Origin of the sequence: Pseudomonas sp. SWRI92 (assembly GCF_014268685.1) — a bacterium.
In the GTDB taxonomy this organism is placed as follows: domain Bacteria; phylum Pseudomonadota; class Gammaproteobacteria; order Pseudomonadales; family Pseudomonadaceae; genus Aquipseudomonas; species Aquipseudomonas marvdashtae.
In genome coordinates this window covers 212,506-229,967 of sequence record NZ_JABWQY010000008.1, presented here as the reverse complement: position 1 = coordinate 229,967, position 17,462 = coordinate 212,506, and the positions used below count along the sequence as shown (strand labels likewise).

General features: G+C 59.8%; 15 protein-coding genes. 8 read left to right on the top strand and 7 right to left on the bottom strand.

What is annotated here, in order from left to right:
- The coding region (locus tag HU762_RS15350; protein WP_186638408.1) for an ABC transporter permease subunit at positions 1 to 504 on the bottom strand (504 nt) is incomplete at its 3' end.
- A 65-nt stretch (positions 505 to 569) separates the two neighbouring features.
- The gene (locus tag HU762_RS15345) at positions 570 to 1,601 is read right to left on the bottom strand and encodes an amino acid ABC transporter substrate-binding protein (RefSeq protein WP_186638406.1); all 1,032 of its coding nucleotides are present in this window, start codon (positions 1,599 to 1,601) and stop codon (positions 570 to 572) included.
- Positions 1,602 to 2,071: 470 nt separating this feature from the next.
- Here HU762_RS15345 and HU762_RS15340 point away from each other — a divergent pair, with 470 nt between their 5' ends.
- Both HU762_RS15340 and rhlB read left to right on the top strand, forming a co-directional pair.
- A complete protein-coding gene (locus HU762_RS15340) occupies positions 2,072 to 2,728 on the top strand; it encodes an alpha/beta hydrolase (protein WP_186638404.1) in 657 nt (218 codons plus the stop codon).
- A 98-nt stretch (positions 2,729 to 2,826) separates the two neighbouring features.
- Complete coding sequence (gene rhlB, locus HU762_RS15335; protein ID WP_186638402.1) at positions 2,827 to 4,302, top strand: ATP-dependent RNA helicase RhlB; 1,476 nt, start codon at positions 2,827 to 2,829, stop codon at positions 4,300 to 4,302.
- Positions 4,303 to 4,364: 62 nt separating this feature from the next.
- Here the strand turns inward: rhlB and moaE are convergent, their stop codons facing one another.
- The 5 genes from moaE to HU762_RS15310 form a co-directional block, all read right to left on the bottom strand.
- Positions 4,365 to 4,817, bottom strand: a complete 453-nt coding sequence (moaE, locus tag HU762_RS15330) for a molybdopterin synthase catalytic subunit MoaE (protein ID WP_186638401.1) — start codon at positions 4,815 to 4,817, stop codon at positions 4,365 to 4,367.
- Between the two features lie 3 nt (positions 4,818 to 4,820).
- The gene (moaD, locus tag HU762_RS15325) at positions 4,821 to 5,063 is read right to left on the bottom strand and encodes a molybdopterin converting factor subunit 1 (protein WP_186638400.1); all 243 of its coding nucleotides are present in this window, start codon (positions 5,061 to 5,063) and stop codon (positions 4,821 to 4,823) included.
- On the bottom strand, positions 5,060 to 5,533 hold the full coding sequence (moaC, locus tag HU762_RS15320) for a cyclic pyranopterin monophosphate synthase MoaC (RefSeq protein ID WP_030139643.1): 474 nt from the start codon (positions 5,531 to 5,533) through the stop codon (positions 5,060 to 5,062). Before moaC ends, moaD begins: the two co-directional genes overlap by 4 nt.
- Positions 5,534 to 5,687: 154 nt before the next feature.
- Positions 5,688 to 7,082 carry a PhoH family protein gene (locus tag HU762_RS15315; protein ID WP_072408927.1) on the bottom strand — a complete coding sequence of 465 codons (1,395 nt, stop codon included), beginning with the start codon at positions 7,080 to 7,082 and terminating at the stop codon, positions 5,688 to 5,690.
- 334 nt (positions 7,083 to 7,416) lie between these two features.
- Positions 7,417 to 8,541: a polysaccharide deacetylase family protein gene (locus tag HU762_RS15310; protein WP_186638399.1), complete on the bottom strand. Its 1,125-nt coding sequence runs from the start codon at positions 8,539 to 8,541 to the stop codon at positions 7,417 to 7,419.
- A 213-nt stretch (positions 8,542 to 8,754) separates the two neighbouring features.
- Between HU762_RS15310 and yaaA the strand changes: the two genes are divergently transcribed.
- The 6 genes from yaaA to HU762_RS15280 all read left to right on the top strand — a co-directional run bounded on the left by yaaA (position 8,755) and on the right by HU762_RS15280 (position 17,437).
- A complete protein-coding gene (gene yaaA / locus HU762_RS15305; RefSeq protein ID WP_186638398.1) occupies positions 8,755 to 9,534 on the top strand; it encodes a peroxide stress protein YaaA in 780 nt (259 codons plus the stop codon).
- An 809-nt stretch (positions 9,535 to 10,343) separates the two neighbouring features.
- Positions 10,344 to 11,660, top strand: coding sequence for a nucleotide sugar dehydrogenase (locus HU762_RS15300; protein WP_186638397.1), 1,317 nt, complete (start codon positions 10,344 to 10,346; stop codon positions 11,658 to 11,660).
- A 97-nt stretch (positions 11,661 to 11,757) separates the two neighbouring features.
- Entirely contained in the window at positions 11,758 to 13,242 is a 1,485-nt protein-coding gene (gene alg8 / locus HU762_RS15295; RefSeq protein ID WP_186638435.1) for a mannuronan synthase, read from the top strand.
- Between the two features lie 35 nt (positions 13,243 to 13,277).
- Positions 13,278 to 14,447, top strand: a complete 1,170-nt coding sequence (locus HU762_RS15290; protein ID WP_186638396.1) for an alginate biosynthesis protein Alg44 — start codon at positions 13,278 to 13,280, stop codon at positions 14,445 to 14,447.
- Between the two features lie 15 nt (positions 14,448 to 14,462).
- Positions 14,463 to 15,947 carry an alginate biosynthesis TPR repeat lipoprotein AlgK gene (algK, locus tag HU762_RS15285; protein WP_186638394.1) on the top strand — a complete coding sequence of 495 codons (1,485 nt, stop codon included), beginning with the start codon at positions 14,463 to 14,465 and terminating at the stop codon, positions 15,945 to 15,947.
- Positions 15,948 to 15,952: 5 nt separating this feature from the next.
- Positions 15,953 to 17,437: an alginate export family protein gene (locus tag HU762_RS15280; protein ID WP_186638433.1), complete on the top strand. Its 1,485-nt coding sequence runs from the start codon at positions 15,953 to 15,955 to the stop codon at positions 17,435 to 17,437.
- The last annotated feature ends 25 nt before the right edge of the window (positions 17,438 to 17,462 follow it).

Below are 17,462 nucleotides of genomic sequence, written 5' to 3'. Positions count from 1 at the left end.
GCTGCTGACAAAGAAGGTATCAGCGAAACTGTGGGCGGCGCGCGGCCCAGGCATGGTCAAGAAGACCGCGAAGTACCAGAACAGGATCTGCAGCAGTGGTGGGATGTTGCGGAAGACTTCCACGTACACCGTCGCCACTTTGGCGATGATCCAGTTTTTCGACAGCCGGGCCACGCCGACAATGAAACCGAGGATCGTCGCCAGGATCACGCCGATGAAGGTCACCAGCAATGTGTTGAGCAACCCGATGACGAAGACGCGGGCATAGCTGTCCGCTTCGGTGTAGTCGATCAGGGTTTGAGCGATGCCGAAACCGGCACTGCGCTCCAGAAAGCTGAAGCCGGAGGTAATACCCCGGTGCTCAAGGTTGGTTTGCGTGTTATCGAACAGAAACCAGCCCAGGGAAACAACCGCCACGATAGTGACGATCTGAAATACCCACGCACGCACTCGTGGATCGCTGAGGCTGAGCCTCTGCTTAGGTGCGCCGATTGAATTTTGCATGAAGTGCCCCGCAAAGAATGGAACAGAACATCACCCGGTGGTTGGCCCACCGGGTGATAGAACCATCAGCGCACTGGTGGTGCGTATTGAATGCCGCCTGCGTTCCACAGAGCGTTCAGGCCGCGATCGATTTCCAGCGGGGTGCCCTTGCCGAGGTTACGCTCGAACACTTCACCGTAGTTGCCGACTTGTTTGACGATTTGCACGACCCAGTCTTTCGGCAGCTTCAGGTCTTTACCGTATTCGCCGTCAGCGCCGAGCATACGGGCGACGTCCGGGTTCTTGGTGGACTTGGCTTCAGCTTCGACGTTCTTCGAAGTGATGCCGGCTTCTTCAGTGTTGAGCATGGCGTAGCCAGTCCAGCGCACGATTTTCGACCACTCTTCATCGCCATTACGCACGACTGGGCCCAGTGGCTCCTTGGAAATGGTTTCCGGCAGAACTACGTAGTCCTTCGGCGAAGCCAGCTTGCTGCGCTGGGCGAACAGCTGGGACTTGTCGGAGGTCAGCACATCGCAGCGACCGGATTCCAGCGACTTGGCGCTTTCATCGGAGGTGTCGAAAGTGATGGGGGTGTACTTCAAGCCATTACCGCGGAAGTAGTCGGAAACGTTCAGCTCAGTGGTGGTACCGGCCTGGATGCAGATGGTCGCACCGTCCAGTTCCTTGGCGCTCTTGACGCCCAGCTTGTTGTTTACCAGGAAGCCGATGCCGTCGTAGTAGGTAATGAAGCCAGGGAACACCAAGCCCATGCCGGCATCGCGGGAACTGGTCATGGTGGTGTTGCGCGACAGGATGTCGATTTCGCCGGACTGCAGCGCGGTGAAACGCTCCTTGGCGTTCAACTGGCTGAATTTCACCTTGTTGGCGTCACCAAATACGGCGGCGGCCACGGCGCGGCAGAAGTCAGCGTCGATGCCGAGGATCTTGCCGGAGGCATCAGGTACCGAGAAACCCGGCAAACCATCGCTCACACCGCACTGTACAAAGCCTTTCTTCTGTACGGCATCCAGGGTTGCACCCGCCTGAGCGAACCCGCTGACACCGAGAACTGCTGCTGCAGTCACGACTGCCAGGGTGGATTTCAGTAACTTCATTCAAACCTCCAGTTTTGCTCTTGTTGTGTCGGAGCTTGAGCCCTGTCGCACCCTTTTGAGGCATTGCCGACCCTTGTTGGCTTTTTTTAGGGTCAACCGACGTCTGGGCCTTCGCTATGAGTCTAATCATGAGAGCGCCTATAAACGGCGCCTTACTCACTTCTCACCAATCGGCCGAACGGGCTGTAGCCCTTCACGTTCGCGAAGCCCGTAGCGGCTATTGGCGAACATCCATCACCGGATTCTGATATCCCATGCGTCGCGTCGAGCTGATAGTGTTACCGCGCAGCGTGAGAATCATCACTCAGGCTTCCCCATAGCAAAGCCCGTACCACACCGCTGCGCTTGCCCCTTACTAAACACGTCAAGACAAAAAGTTGTAGCATTGCGACATCTAATTAACTGAGGCACCAGGCCCGCACCGTAATCACGCACTGATTGAGCGCGCCCGCACATTTTTGGAGCACACCATGACCGACCCCTTGATTATCGAGCCCTCAAGCACCGCCGACGCGTGCGTTATCTGGCTCCACGGCCTGGGCGCCGATCGCTACGACTTCATGCCGGTCGCCGAAATGTTGCAGCAAAGTTTGCTGACCACGCGGTTCGTCCTGCCCCAGGCACCGACGCAGCCGGTCACGATCAACGGTGGCTACGCCATGCCCAGTTGGTACGACATCCGTGCCTTGAGCCCGGCCCGGGCCATCGACGAGCAGCAACTGGAAGCCTCCTCGCAACGGGTCATCGAGCTGATGGAAACCCAGCGAGCCAGCGGAATAGACGCCTCGCGGATCTTCCTGGCGGGTTTCTCCCAAGGCGGCGCGGTGGTTTATCACACGGCATTCGTCAAATGGCAGGGGCCACTGGGCGGCGTGATCGCATTGTCCACGTACGCGCCAACGTTCAGCGAAGAACTGCAGTTGTCTGCCAGCCAGCAACGCGTTCCGGTACTGGCGCTGCACGGACAGTACGACGAAGTGGTACTCAACCCGATGGGGCGAACCGCGAAAGAATATTTGAAGCTGCATGGTGTCACCGTGACATGGCAGGAATACCCAATGGGCCACGAAGTGTTACCCGAGGAGATCCGCGACATCGGTAACTGGCTGGCCGAGCGGTTGCGCTAAGCGGCCAATCGCCACGCCGGTCCTTTGACGATCACACTACGCCGCGCCCGTTTCTTGCATTACACTGGCCGGCGTACATTCCTTAACCAATCGATGAGATGACCGTGCTCAAAGCACTCAAGAAGATGTTCGGTAAAAGCGAGGCCGAGCAGCTCGCGCCTGGCACCAGCGCGCCGGTCCACGGCCCGAGCCGTACCGAAGCACCCCAGCAGCCGCGCCGCGCCGCGCCGGTTGCCAGCGATAAAAAAGCGTCGGCGCCCGCTGCCGCCACCGAGCCTGACGTTTCCCCTGCACCGGAACGGCCACCCGAAGCCGCCAAGCCGCGTCGCGAACGCGCACCGAAACCGCCGGTTGTCGCCTGGAAGCTCGATGATTTCGCCGTAGAGCCCCAGGAAGGCAAGACCCGTTTCCACGATTTCAAACTGGCCCCGGAACTGATGCACGCCATCCACGACTTGGGTTTCCCGTATTGCACGCCCATCCAGGCGCAGGTGCTGGGTTTCACCCTGGCCGGCAAAGACGCCATCGGCCGTGCCCAGACCGGCACCGGCAAGACCGCGGCATTCCTCATTTCCATCATCACCCAACTGCTCCAGACGCCGCCGCCCAAGGAACGCTACATGGGCGAGCCACGGGCGTTGATCATCGCGCCGACCCGCGAGCTGGTGGTGCAGATCGCCAAGGACGCCGCCGACCTGACCAAATACACCGGCCTGAACGTGATGACGTTCGTCGGCGGCATGGACTTCGACAAGCAGCTCAAGCATCTCGAAGCCCGCCACTGCGACATCCTCGTCGCAACACCGGGCCGCCTGCTGGATTTCAACCAGCGCGGCGACGTGCACTTGGACATGGTCGAAGTGATGGTGTTGGACGAAGCCGACCGCATGCTCGACATGGGCTTCATCCCGCAGGTGCGTCAGATCATTCGCCAGACGCCGCCAAAGAGCGAACGCCAGACGCTGCTGTTCTCTGCCACGTTCACCGAAGATGTGATGAACCTGGCCAAGCAATGGACCACCGACCCGTCCATTGTCGAGATCGAGGCGCTGAACGTCGCCAGCGAAAACGTCGAGCAACACATCTACGCAGTCGCCGGTGCCGACAAGTACAAGCTGCTCTACAACCTGGTCAACGACAACGGTTGGGAGCGGGTGATGGTATTCGCCAACCGCAAGGACGAAGTGCGCCGCATCGAAGAACGCCTGGTGCGCGATGGCGTCAACGCCGCGCAACTGTCGGGCGATGTGCCGCAGCACAAGCGCATCAAGACGCTCGAAGGTTTCCGTGAAGGCAAGATCCGCGTGCTGGTCGCCACCGACGTGGCCGGGCGCGGCATCCACATCGACGGCATCAGCCACGTTATCAACTTCACCCTGCCGGAAGTACCGGACGATTACGTGCACCGTATCGGCCGTACCGGTCGGGCCGGGGCCGCCGGGGTTTCGATCAGCTTCGCCGGCGAGGATGATTCCTACCAGTTGCCGTCGATCGAGGCGTTGCTGGGGAAAAAGATCAATTGCGAAACCCCGCCGACGCATTTGTTGCGGCCGGTTGAGCGCAAGCACTCTTGATTATTTGAAGTGATGGGTCCGATCAGCGCAGCCGTGACAGCTGCGCTTTTTTTTGCAGGTGCTTATGACTTCCAGCGATCCGCCGCCGCGTGATCGCTGTCCCGCCCTTCAACCCAGCGCGGGCCGTCAGCGGTGTTTTCCTTTTTCCAGAAGGGAGCGCGGGTCTTGAGGTAGTCCATGACAAAGGCGCAGGCATCGAATGCCGCCTGGCGATGGGCGCTGGCGGCGGCGACGAAGACGATTGGCTCGCCCGGCTCCAGGGCGCCGATGCGGTGCAGCACTTCCAGCTTGAGCAATGGCCAGCGCTGCTCGGCCTCGTCGGCGATCTTGCCCAGGGCTTTTTCGGTCATGCCCGGATAATGCTCCAGGAACATGCCAGACACATCCAGTCCGTCGTTGAAGTCACGCACGTAGCCGACAAAACTCACGACCGCCCCGACGCCGACGTTGGCCGCGTGCATCGCGTTGACTTCGGTTCCCGGGTCGAATGGATTGGCCTGCACACGAATCGCCATGGCTCAGCCTCCGGTCACGGTGGGGAAGAACGCCACTTCGTCACCCTCCGACAGCGGTTCATCGAGCTGGCACAGGTCTTCGTTGCGGGCGCACATGAGGTTCTGCTCCTTCAGCACCTCGGCACCGTCACGTTGGGCGAGCAACGCGCGCACATCGTCGACCGTGGCGAAATCGCCTTCCACCTTTAGCGAATCCATACCAAGCGCTTCACGGTATCGGGCGAAGAACTTCACCGTGATGTTCATGACGCATCCGCCTGGAAGTGGCCGCTCTTGCCGCCAAGCTTCTCCAACACCCGCACGCCTTCGATGGTCATGCCCCGGTCCACGGCCTTGCACATGTCATAAATGGTCAACGCGGCGACGCTGGCGGCGGTGAGGGCTTCCATTTCCACGCCGGTCTGCCCCGACAGTTTGCAGCGGGCGACGATGCGCACCCGGTCCTCGCCTTCGGCATTGAGCTCGACCTTGACGCTGGTGAGCATCAGCGGGTGGCAGAGCGGAATCAGGTCGCTGGTTTTCTTGGCCGCCTGGATGCCGGCAATACGCGCAACGGCGAACACATCACCCTTGGGGTGACCGCCGCTGACGATCATCTGCAGCGTGTCGGGCAGCATGCGCACAAAGGCTTCGGCGGTGGCTTCACGGAACGTCACGGCCTTGTCGGTCACGTCGACCATGTTGGCGCGACCTTGGGAATCGAGATGGGTCAGCACAGGGTAACTCCTGATCAGGAGCGTCGATTGTAAACCTGTGAGTCAGATTCCGGCAGGGCTGATTGTCGCACCTGCAATTGCCAGGCACTGCAAAGCCCCCTTGTGGGAGTCATAAAGAACCGGGCGACGGTGAGGTCGCCCGGTTTGGCTGGGATTACAGGTGAGATTCGGCGTATTCGGCCAGGATCGAGCGCGGTACGCCCTGCAGGGTGATATGGACCCCGTTTGGGAAATCCTTGAAACGTTCGGTCAAGTAGGTCAGCCCGGAGCTGGTCGCGGACAGGTAAGGGGTGTCGATCTGCGCCAGGTTACCCAGGCACACCACCTTGGAACCGGCACCGGCACGGGTGATGATGGTTTTCATCTGGTGCGGGGTCAGGTTCTGGCATTCGTCGATCAGGATCAGGCTCTGCTGGAAGCTGCGGCCTCGGATGTAATTGAGGGATTTGAACTGCAACGGCACTTTGCTGAGGATGTAATCGACGCTGCCATGGGTGCTTTCATCATCCATGTGCAAGGCTTCGAGGTTGTCGGTGATGGCGCCCAGCCAAGGCTCCATTTTTTCCGCTTCGGTGCCGGGCAGGAAGCCGATTTCCTGATCCAGGCCCTGCACGCTGCGGGTGGCGATAATGCGCCGGTAGCGCTTGCTGACCATGGTCTGTTCGATGGCGGCGGCCAGGGCCAGGATGGTCTTGCCGGAACCGGCGGCGCCGGACAGGTTGACCAGGTGAATGTCCGGGTCGAGCAAGGCGAACAAGGCCAGGCTCTGGTAGATGTCACGCGGTTTGAGGCCCCACGCCTCCTGGTGAAGCAAGGGCTCCTGGTGCAGATCGAGGATCAGCAGCTTGTCGACCTGGATTTCCTTGATCCAGCCGACGAATCCTTGTTCATCGATAATGAATTCATTGATGTGCACTGCCGGCAGGTTGTCGATCAGTTGCACCTGGTGCCAGGTGCGACCATGGTCCTGGCGAGTCTCGACCTTGCTCACACGGTCCCAGAAGGAGCCGGTCATGGTGTGGTAGCCGTTGGGCAGCAGCGATACGTCGTCGACCAGTTGGTCGGTGCTGTAGTCCTCCGCCGCGATTCCGCAGGCACGGGCCTTGAGGCGCATGTTGATGTCTTTGGTCACCAGCACGACAGCTTGGTCCTTGTTGCGCGCGTGCAGGTCGATCAACTGGTTGATGATGATGTTGTCGTTCAGGTGTTCAGGCAGCACCAGGTTGGGTTCGGTGCGTTTGCTCATCAGGATCGAGAGCAAGCCCTTGGGACCACTTTTGCCGCGCTGGATCGGGACCCCGAGTTCAACGTCTTCGGGCGAGGCGTCGCCCAAGGTCTTGTCGATCAGGCGGATCGCCTGCCGGCATTCAGCCGCCACGCTGTGATGCCCGCTCTTGAGCTTGTCCAGCTCTTCAAGCACGGTCATCGGGATGGCAACGTGGTGTTCTTCGAAGTTCAGCAGCGCGTTTGGATCGTGGATCAATACGTTGGTATCGAGTACATACAGGATTGGCTGGTTGGAGGAAGGGCTACGTCCGTGGTCATCCATACTCGGTCACCTTTGTGGGGGCCATTCGACGCAATACCGTGACAGTGCTGCGCCTCGAGGTAGCCACCGAATTCACCCGCGAGGATTCAGGTGAACTGCACACAATCTGGGTCTTGGAAGACGCCACCTGTGTTGCAGGTTTCGGCGGTCTGACTTCTTGATACTCCAAAACCCATGACAGGAAAAAGTACTTTGACGCTTTTTTGAAGTTTATTTTTCAGAGTGACGAATAGCCCTTGGCGTACCGCCGTCGCGCCGTTAAAGTCGGAAGTCCGGTCGCCCCGAATGCACGACAGAATCCCCTCTCGCCCAACGTTTACGGGGCTTTTGCTTTTCAGCGAAACGCGTCCTGGCAATCCTCCCAACCAATCCCGCTTTGCGCCGTTTGCGCAATGAGCCAAGGCATCGCCGTTTTGACCGCATCCTGCTTGGCGTTGAAATTGATGACGCCGTGGCGCCACAGCAACATCAGAGTCAGCACACGCTGGGCGCTTTGCTCGGGCTTGAGGCGGTTGGTGCTGTCCTGGGGATCGATATCCCATAGCGCCACTTGCAGGCCCTGGGTCCTGAAGAAGGACTGGGCATCTCCTCGGCGCTGGCCTTGGGGCGGGCGGAACAGCGGCACGTAATTCTCGGGAAGCTTGCCCTTGACCAGATCGACGCTGCGCCGCACCGAGTCCTGCCAATCCTGCCAATAGCTGTGGGAGCGGAACTCCCAGCCCTGCACCCCGACGCATTGCCCGGAATACAACGCCTGGAGATCATTGACCGAGCGATCCACCAGCCGCGCCTGGAAATCCTTGCCCAGCACAAAAAAGGTGCCGTTGATGTTCGACTTGCGCAGGTACTCGGTCAGCCACGGCGTATTGTCCGGCGCGACGTTGGCGCCGCTGTCAAAGGTCAGCAAGAACAGTCGGTCGTTCATCGCCTCGCCGTTGCGTTCGTAATCGCCGAAGCGCTCGACTTCGCTGCTGACTTGGGGAAACAGTGCTGCCTTGCGCAGCAGCTCGTCCCGATATTGCGTATGGAAGATCCGGCTCGGCTCGGCCCACTTGATGTAATAGGAATTGTCATCGAGCTCGAATCTGCCCGCCTCTTCGCGCAAGGTCGCCATGTCTTCGACCAGGTAACAAAACGACGCGTCCAATCCGCAACTGCGCTGGGCAAAGTTGTAGCTGGACAGCAGCCGCTGCCACAGCCGTGCCCGCAGGGCGTTGACCGCTGCCATGTTCACCGTGCGTAGCCCCAGGTACTGCTTGAGGGCTATTTCGTCCATGGCATCGACGTCCAGCAACACCCGGGCAAACATCAGGACCTCGGCCCGCGAGGCCACATCGAACAAGGTCGGGCTGGTGAGTTGCTCAGGCCAGGTGCTGCGGTCCAGGGTGGCGACGTCGTTGGGCGCGGCGATGACGCCGAGGCTCAGCAACCAGGCCGATAGAAGAAGGGCGATACGCAAAAGGGATGTCTCCATAACGAAACCCGCGCGGGATGATAGCTGATCCTGGGGCAGCACTGGCCTGTGACCGTATCCTTACTTGGCGAACCTGCTTTTGCCACAAAGGCTTCCCAGCAATCAATCCGGCCCGCCACCCATCCCCTATCACCTCAATAGCTGGAGTCCCCCCAAACAACCCCCTAGAATCGCCGCACCCTTAAAGGAGACGTTTGCATGCTGATGGTGATTTCCCCCGCCAAGACCCTCGATTTCGAAACACCGCCGGCCATCGAGCGCTTTACCCTGCCGCAATACCTGGATCACTCCCAGGAACTGGTCGAGCAGTTGCGAGAACTCTCACCGGCCCAGATCAGCGAGCTGATGCACGTTTCCGACAAGATCGGCGGCCTCAACGCTGCGCGGTTCGGCAGCTGGAATCCGGCGTTTACGCCAGACAATGCCAAACAAGCACTGCTGGCCTTCAAGGGTGATGTCTACACCGGTCTCGACGCACAAAGCCTCGGCGAAGCCGATTTCGATTACGCCCAGCAACATTTGCGCATGCTTTCGGGCCTGTATGGCCTGTTGCGCCCGCTGGACTTGATGCAACCCTATCGCCTGGAAATGGGCACGAAGCTGGCCAACGCCCGAGGCAAGGATCTTTATGCATTCTGGGGCACCCGTATCAGCGAGTGGCTGAACGAAGCCCTGGCCGACCAGGGCGACGACGTATTATTGAACCTGGCGTCCAATGAATACTTCTCGGCGGTCAAGCGCAGTGCACTGAACGCACGCGTCATCGATACCGAATTCAAGGACCTCAAGAACGGCCAGTACAAAATCATCAGCTTCTACGCGAAAAAAGCCCGCGGCCTGATGAGTCGGTTCGTTATAGAGCAACGCATCAATGACCCGGCGCAACTCAAACACTTCGACGTACAGGGTTATCGCTATAACGCTGAACAGTCCTCTTCGCAAAAAATGGTCTTTCTGCGCGACAACGCCCCGCAATAACGCAACGTCTCTTTCAGGCCCCGATAAGGGGCCTCGATTGAAGCCGTATGTGTCATCCCACTTCCCCGCCCAACTTGCCACTTTCTTGGCGCCAATAAATCAAACACCCCCTGCGCTAACTTTTCTTTCACTCGACAAATGTCAGATTTTTCCGTAGTGGCACCAAAATTTTTAATCCGTAGTGGCACAAAACTATCCACCCCCTTTAAACGCCCGTAACTAAAGGGCCAAACCGTAAGTGCTATCAATATGAGGGCAGTGCCATCTAGGCAAATATTTCGAAAAATTTCGAAAATGGCGATGAGCGGATCGGAACTATGTGAAATTGCACGGCTCATACCACCCGTAACGATTCTCGCCGAGCGTGTACGAGATAACTTACGTGGGACGCCGTCCGAAGTAACCGAGTTGTCACGACAACTTAGCGAAACGGTCGTCTAATTGGATCCACACTTAAGGGACGGGAGATAACGCACCACTACTATCCCCCTACAAGGCCAAGGCTGTGCCCCTATCAAGTGCTCTCACGAGCACACAAGCTTCTGATTTTGTGGGCTTTTTGCCAGAAATCGGAGGTCAACGACCTTTTGCACGGACGTCCCGACAACGAGGACTGGCTGCATAACAGGGCAGGTCATAACAACTAGGCCGCTTTGCGCACAACTTGAGTGCAATTATTTAGACACTCGGAACTTAGTATGCCTGCACACGGCATTGTGGCGCCTGCATTCCACACTTCCGAGTGCTCGATGACCGCTGAACACTATTAACTCCGGCCATTTAATGGCGTGAAAACAGAGGTAAATGCGATGCGCATTAGCATATTTGGTTTGGGTTACGTCGGTGCAGTATGTGCCGGTTGCCTGTCTGCACGGGGCCATGATGTAGTTGGCGTAGATGTCGCCAAAGACAAAATCGACATGATCAACGCCGGTAAATCTCCGATCGTTGAACCGGGTCTTGGCGAGCTGTTGGCGCAAGGCATTCAAACAGGTCGCCTGCGCGGTACCACCAACTTCGCCGAAGCAATTCGCGATACTGACCTGTCGATGATTTGTGTCGGCACGCCAAGCAAAAAGAACGGCGACCTGGAACTCAACTACATCGAAGCAGTGTGCCGCGAGATTGGTTTTGTCCTGCGTGACAAGACCACCCGTCATACCATCGTGGTTCGTAGCACCGTGCTGCCAGGCACCGTGGCTAATGTGGTCATCCCAATCCTCGAAGACTGCTCCGGCAAGAAAGCCGGCGTCGATTTCGGCGTCGCGGTCAACCCTGAATTCCTGCGTGAAAGCACTGCGATCAAGGACTACGACCAGCCGCCAATGACCGTCATCGGCGAATTCGACACTGCCTCCGGCGACGTCCTGCAATCGCTGTACGAAGAGCTCGACGCACCGATCATCCGCAAGGACATCGCCGTTGCCGAGATGATCAAGTACACCTGCAACGTCTGGCACGCCACCAAGGTGACCTTCGCCAACGAGATCGGCAACATCGCCAAGGCCGTCGGCGTCGATGGTCGTGAAGTGATGGACGTGGTCTGCCAGGACAAGGTCCTGAACCTGTCCCAGTACTACATGCGCCCAGGCTTCGCTTTCGGCGGCTCGTGCCTGCCAAAAGACGTGCGCGCCCTGACCTACCGCGCAAGCTCGCTGGACGTGGAAGCGCCGCTGCTCAACTCGCTGATGCGCAGCAACGAATCCCAGGTGCAGAACGCCTTCGACATCGTTTCCAGCCACGACAAGCGCAAAGTCGCCCTGCTGGGCCTGAGCTTCAAGGCCGGCACCGACGACCTGCGTGAAAGCCCACTGGTGGAACTGGCGGAAATGCTGATCGGCAAGGGTTTCGACCTGAAGATCTACGACAGCAACGTTGAATACGCACGCGTCCACGGTGCGAACAAGGATTACATCGAGTCGAAGATTCCTCACGTCTCGTCCTTGCTCAATTCCGACTTCGACGCGGTGATCGACAGCTCCGACATCATCATCCTCGGTAACCGCGACGAGAAGTTCCGCGCGCTGACCGAGAACGTACCGGAAGGCAAGCAGGTCATCGACCTGGTTGGTTTCATGTCCAAGGCCACCTCCCCGAGTGGCCAGACCGAAGGCATCTGCTGGTAAGTCTGTTAGCCGGCCGGGGCTTGCCCCGGCCGGCCTTTCGCCTGCCTTAACCCATCGGGCCGCCCACAAGGCCCGCCCGAGATAGAGACGGATGCAGATTATGCACAGGCTAAAGCACGGCCTGCTTCAGGCCGCCGGTTGGCTGTTTTACTTGAGTTTATTGATGGGCATCGCCACGGCGTTGCCCACGTCCACGTTCGACGCCGAATCGAAGGATTTCATCTTCCTGATCGGCGCCGTGGGCATTTGGCGTTACTCCATGGGAGCAACGCATTTCGTGCGCGGCATGATCTTCCTGTACATCGTCTACCCACACCTGCGCCGCAAGGTACGCAAGTTGGGCAAGGCGGCGGATCCGTCCCACGTGTACCTGATGGTCACCAGTTTCCGGATCGACGCACTGACCACCGCCCAGGTCTACGGCTCGGTGATTCGCGAAGCCATCGAGTGCGGGCTGCCCACTACCGTGGTCTGCTCCATCGTGGAAATGTCCGACGAATTGCTGGTCAAGAGCCTCTGGGCCCGCATGAATCCGCCAGAGCGCGTCAAGCTGGACTTCGTGCGCATCCCCGGCACAGGCAAGCGTGACGGCCTCGCCTACGGTTTCCGCGCAATCTCCCGCCACTTGCCGGACGACCGCGCCGTGGTCGCCGTGATCGATGGCGACACCGTGCTCGCCGAAGGCGTGGTACGCAAGACCGTGCCGTGGTTCCAGCTGTTCGGCAACGTCGGCGGCCTGACCACCAACGAATTCTGCGAAGTGCGCGGCGGCTACATCATGAGCGAGTGGCATAAGCTGCGCTTCGCCCAGCGTCACATCAACATGTGCTCCATGGCCCTGTCCAAGCGCGTGCTGACCATGACCGGGCGTATGTCGGTGTTCCGCGCCAGCGTGGTGACCAATCCGGACTTCATTGCCGACGTGGAAAGCGACTCGCTGCAACACTGGCGCCTGGGCCGCTTCAAGTTCCTCACCGGCGACGACAAATCGAGTTGGTTCAGCCTGATGCGCCTGGGCTACGACACGTTCTATGTGCCGGATGCGGCGATCAACACCGTCGAGCACCCGCCGGAGAAGAGCTTCATCAAGGCCAGCCGCAAGCTGATGTTCCGCTGGTACGGCAACAACCTGCGGCAGAACTCCCGGGCCCTCGGCCTGGGTATGCGGCGTCTGGGCCTGTTCACTTCAGTTGTGCTGTTCGACCAGCGCGTATCGATGTGGACCTCGCTGCTGGGCTTGACCGTGGCGATCATCGCCAGCTTCAAGTACGGCACCGCGTTCATCCTGGTGTACCTGCTGTGGATCGGCATCACACGGTTGCTGTTGACCTTGTTGCTGTCGTGCTCCGGACACCGGATCGGCCCGGCCTACCCGGCGATTCTCTATTACAACCAGATCGTCGGCGCGCTGGTGAAGATCTACGTGTTCTTCCGCCTCGATCAACAATCCTGGACTCGCCAGCCCACCCACCTGACCCGTGATCTCGCCAGCTTTCAACGTTGGTTCAACACTTGGTCGTCTCGGACCATGACCTTCTCCGCCGGCAGCATCTTTGTCGCCGTGCTGCTGACGATGGTCTGACCGGACTTGAATGAATTAACTAGGAAATCGCCCCTATGAACACCGCCGTGAATGTCAACGTAGTGCATGAATCCGAAGCCCAACGCCAACACGCCCGGGTCAAAATCCCGGCCAAGTTGCGCTTTTTCGGCCCTGACCGTACGCCCATGGAAGTCAAGGTCCTGGACCTGTCCGCCGGTGGCCTGTGCTTCAACGCCGGTCAGTTGCCGCTCAAGGTTGGCGAGACCTACAAGGCTCGCTTGCAGTTCGTGATCGACAACCTTGGCCTGGCCATGGACGTGGAACTGCAGATCCGTTCCTACGACCGCGAGACCGGCCGTACCGGTTGCCAGTTCCAGAACCTGGAGCCGCGGGACATCTCGACGCTGCGCCACATCATCACCTCGCACCTGGCCGGCGACATCGTCGGCGTCGGCGACGTGCTGGCGACGCTGCAGCGCGACAACTTCACCAAGGCTCGCAAGCAGAAAGATGAAAACGGCGGCATGAGCGCCTTCGGTCGCCTGCGCGCCGTGACCTTCAGCCTGGGGATTTTCATTGTCGGCCTGGCGGCGTTCGGTTTCATCTTCAAGTCGGTATATGGCATGTACTTCGTCAGCCACGCCCAGGCCGGCATCGTCAACGTACCGGGCATGGCGATCACCATGCCGCGCGACGGCACCGTGCAAAGCCTGGTCAAGCCCGACGGCCTGGCCGCCAAAGGCGCCCCGTTGGCGACCTTCAGCACCAGCATGCTCGACGTGCTCAAGGGTCACTTGGACGACAACCAATTGCAGCCGGCCAAGGTCGAGGAACTGTTCGGCAAGCAAATGACCGGCACCCTGACCTCGCCATGCGACTGCATCGTGGCTCAGCAAATGGTTTCCAACGGCCAGTACGCCAGCAAGGGTGACGTGATCTTCCAACTGGTTCCACGTGGCGCCGAAGCCAACGTCGAAGCGCGTTTCTCCTATCGCCAGTTCGGCGACGTGCGCCCAGGCACTCCGGTCAGCTTCCAGGTTGCAGGCGAAGACGCCACCCGCACCGGCAAGATCGTCAGCAGCAGCAGCCTCAAAAGCGCCGACCTGTCTTCCGATATCCGTGTGCTGATCCAGCCTGACGAAGCCTTGGACAGCTCCCTGGCCGGTCGTCCGGTGGAAGTCGTCAGCGACCGTGGCCCGAACCTGAACTGGCTGATCGACAAAGCCATGGCCGTTGGTCTTTAAGTCGAGGATATGCCCGTGACCATTATAAAAATCCTTAACACCCCACGGAGCCTGTGGGAGCGAGCATGCTCGCGAAAGGATCAACGCGGTCAGGATGAGATGCCGCAAGCGCGTTCCCAAGTGGGGACCCTGTGTGCCTTGGCATTGGCCGTGAGCCTGGCCGGTTGTGCCGGCCTGCCCGACCAACGCCTGGCCAACGAAGCCCTCAAGCGCGGCGACACGGCGTTGGCGCAGCAGAACTATCAGCAATTGGCAGACCTGGGCTACAGCGAAGCCCAGGTTGGCCTGGCCGATATCCAGGTAGACAGCCGCGACCCCGAGCAGATGAGAAAGGCCGAGGCGACCTACCGCGCCGCTGCCGACATCTCGCCACGGGCCCAGGCTCGCCTGGGTCGCCTGCTGGTGGCCAAGCCCGGTTCCACCGAAGCGGAAAAACATGAAGCCGAAGGTTTGCTGAAAAAGGCCTTCGCCAACGGTGAAGGCAATACCCTGATCCCGCTGGCGATGCTGTACCTGCAATACCCTCACAGCTTCCCTAACGTCAACGCCCAGCAGCAGATCAGCCAATGGCGCAGCGCCGGTTATCCGGAAGCGGGCCTGGCGCAAATCCTGCTCTATCGCACCCAGGGCACTTACGACCAGCATCTGGACGAAGTGGAAAAGGTCTGCAAGGCAGCCTTGGCCACCACCGACATCTGCTACGTCGAATTGGCCACGGTCTATCAGAAACGCGCTCAGCCCGAACAGCAGGCTGAACTGCTCAAGCAGATGCAGGCCGGTCACGCCCGTGGCGTAGTGTCTGCCCAGCGTGTGGACAGCGTCGCTCGTGTCCTGGCCGATTCGAGCCTGGGCAAGACCGACGAGAAAACCGCCCAGTCGCTGCTCGAAGGCATCGCCCCCGGCTACCCCGCTGCCTGGGTCAGCCTGGCGCAACTGCTTTACGACTTCCCCGAGCTGGGTGATGTCGACAAGATGATGCAGTACCTGGAAAACGGCCGTGCCGCCGACCAGCCGCGTGCCGAAGTGCTGCTGGGCAAGCTGTACTACGAAGGCAAGTGGGTGCCGGCTGACGCCAAAGCCGCCGAGGAACATTTCCAGAAAGCCGTTGGCCGTGAAGTGTCCGCCGACTACTACCTCGGCCAGATCTATCGCCGTGGCTACCTGGGCCAGGTGTACTCGCAAAAAGCCCTGGATCACCTGCTCAAGGCCGCTCGCAACGGCCAGAACAGCGCTGACTACGCCATTGCCCAGCTGTTTTCCCAAGGCAAGGGCACCAAGCCCAACCCGGTCAACGCTTATGTGTTCAGCCAGTTAGCCAAGGCGCAAAACACCCCGCAGGCCATCGAGCTTGCCCAGACCCTCGAAGCACAATTACCGCCGCAGCAACTTGCACAAGCGCAACGCCTGCTACAACAAGAGCAGGCCATTCGCGGCGCAATGAGCCCCGATACGCTGGAACTGCAAGCCCTAAAAGAAGATGACGGCGAGGAACCTCTATGAAGCTTTTGAAGCTCAATCCTTTTGTGCAGGCTGGTATTGGCCTGTCGTTTGCCCTGCTGTGGTCCTGCCCGACCCTGGCGGCCCTGACCGACAGCAAGAATTTTGGCCTGGAAGTGAAGATCACCGGCCAGTCCGAAGATGACCGCGACCTCGGCACCCAACGCGGTGGCGACGTCAACGGCATCGGCCTGGACCTGCGTCCATGGGTCTATGGGGAAAGTGGAGCCTGGAGCGCCTACGCCATGGCCCAGGCCGTGACGTCCACCGACATCATCGAGACCGACACCCTGCAGCAGTCGGACGACGTGACCCAGCAAACCGACAGCGGCGACCGCGAGGCCAAGAAAAACTACCTGGCCATGCGCGAATTCTGGATTGGCTACCGCGGCCTGACCCCTTATCCGGGCGAACAGTTGAAGTTCGGTCGCCAGCGCCTGCGCAACGACGACGGCCAATGGCGCGACACCAACATCGAAGCCCTGAACTGGACCTTCGACACCACCTTGCTGCGGGCCAATCTCGGCATCGCCGAACGCTTCAGCGAATACCGCACCGACCTCAAGGAGCTGTCGCCACAGGACAAGGATCGCATGCACGTCTACGGTGACGTCGGCTATCAGTGGATGCCTGGCCAGTGGGCGGGTATCCGTGCCCACCATTCCCATGACAGCGGCAGCCTCGATTACCCGACCCCGGGCGAAGCCACCGACACCCTGGACAAGACTCAGAACGGCGACTTGACCTGGCTCGGCCTGGAAGCCAACAGCGACGCCTACAACTGGCGCAACACCAACACCGTCAATTACTGGGCAAGCCTTACCGGCATGACTGGCGATCGCGACACGGTCAACCCGCTCGATGCCGACGGCACCCGCCCCGCGCAACTCAAGCGCAGTGACGACGTCGACGGCTGGGCCACCGACCTGGGTATCCGCCTGCGCCTCGACCCGCAATGGCAAGTCGGTGCAGCCTATGCCCGCGCCAGCGAGGACTACGAACAGAACGGCCTGCAAAGCAACCGGTCGAACTTCACCGGTACTCGCTCACGGGTCCACCGTTTCGGCGAAGCCTTCCGGGGCGAAATGGCCAACACCCAGAGCGCCAGCCTGTTCGGTTCCTGGCAGCTGCGCGACGAATACGACGCCAGCCTGGTGTACCACAAGTTCTGGCGCGTGGACGGCAACAAGCCGGTGGGCAGCAACGGCATCAATGCCGTGGAAAACAACACCGACGACGTGACCGGCGCCATCCTCTCCACCTCGTCCCTGCCGCTGCGTGACGGCAACAAGGACCTGGGCCAGGAAGTCGATCTGGTCGTCACCAAATACTTCAAGCAAGGCCTGCTACCGGCCGCGCTGAGTCAATCCATTGATGAGCCGTCGGCGCTGGTGCGCTTTCGTGGCGGCGTATTCAAGCCAGGCGACGCCTACGGCAAAGAGGTCGATTCGTACATGCATCGCGCCTTTGTCGACGTGATCTGGCGCTTCTGATGCGAACGGCCATGGGAGTGCCCGA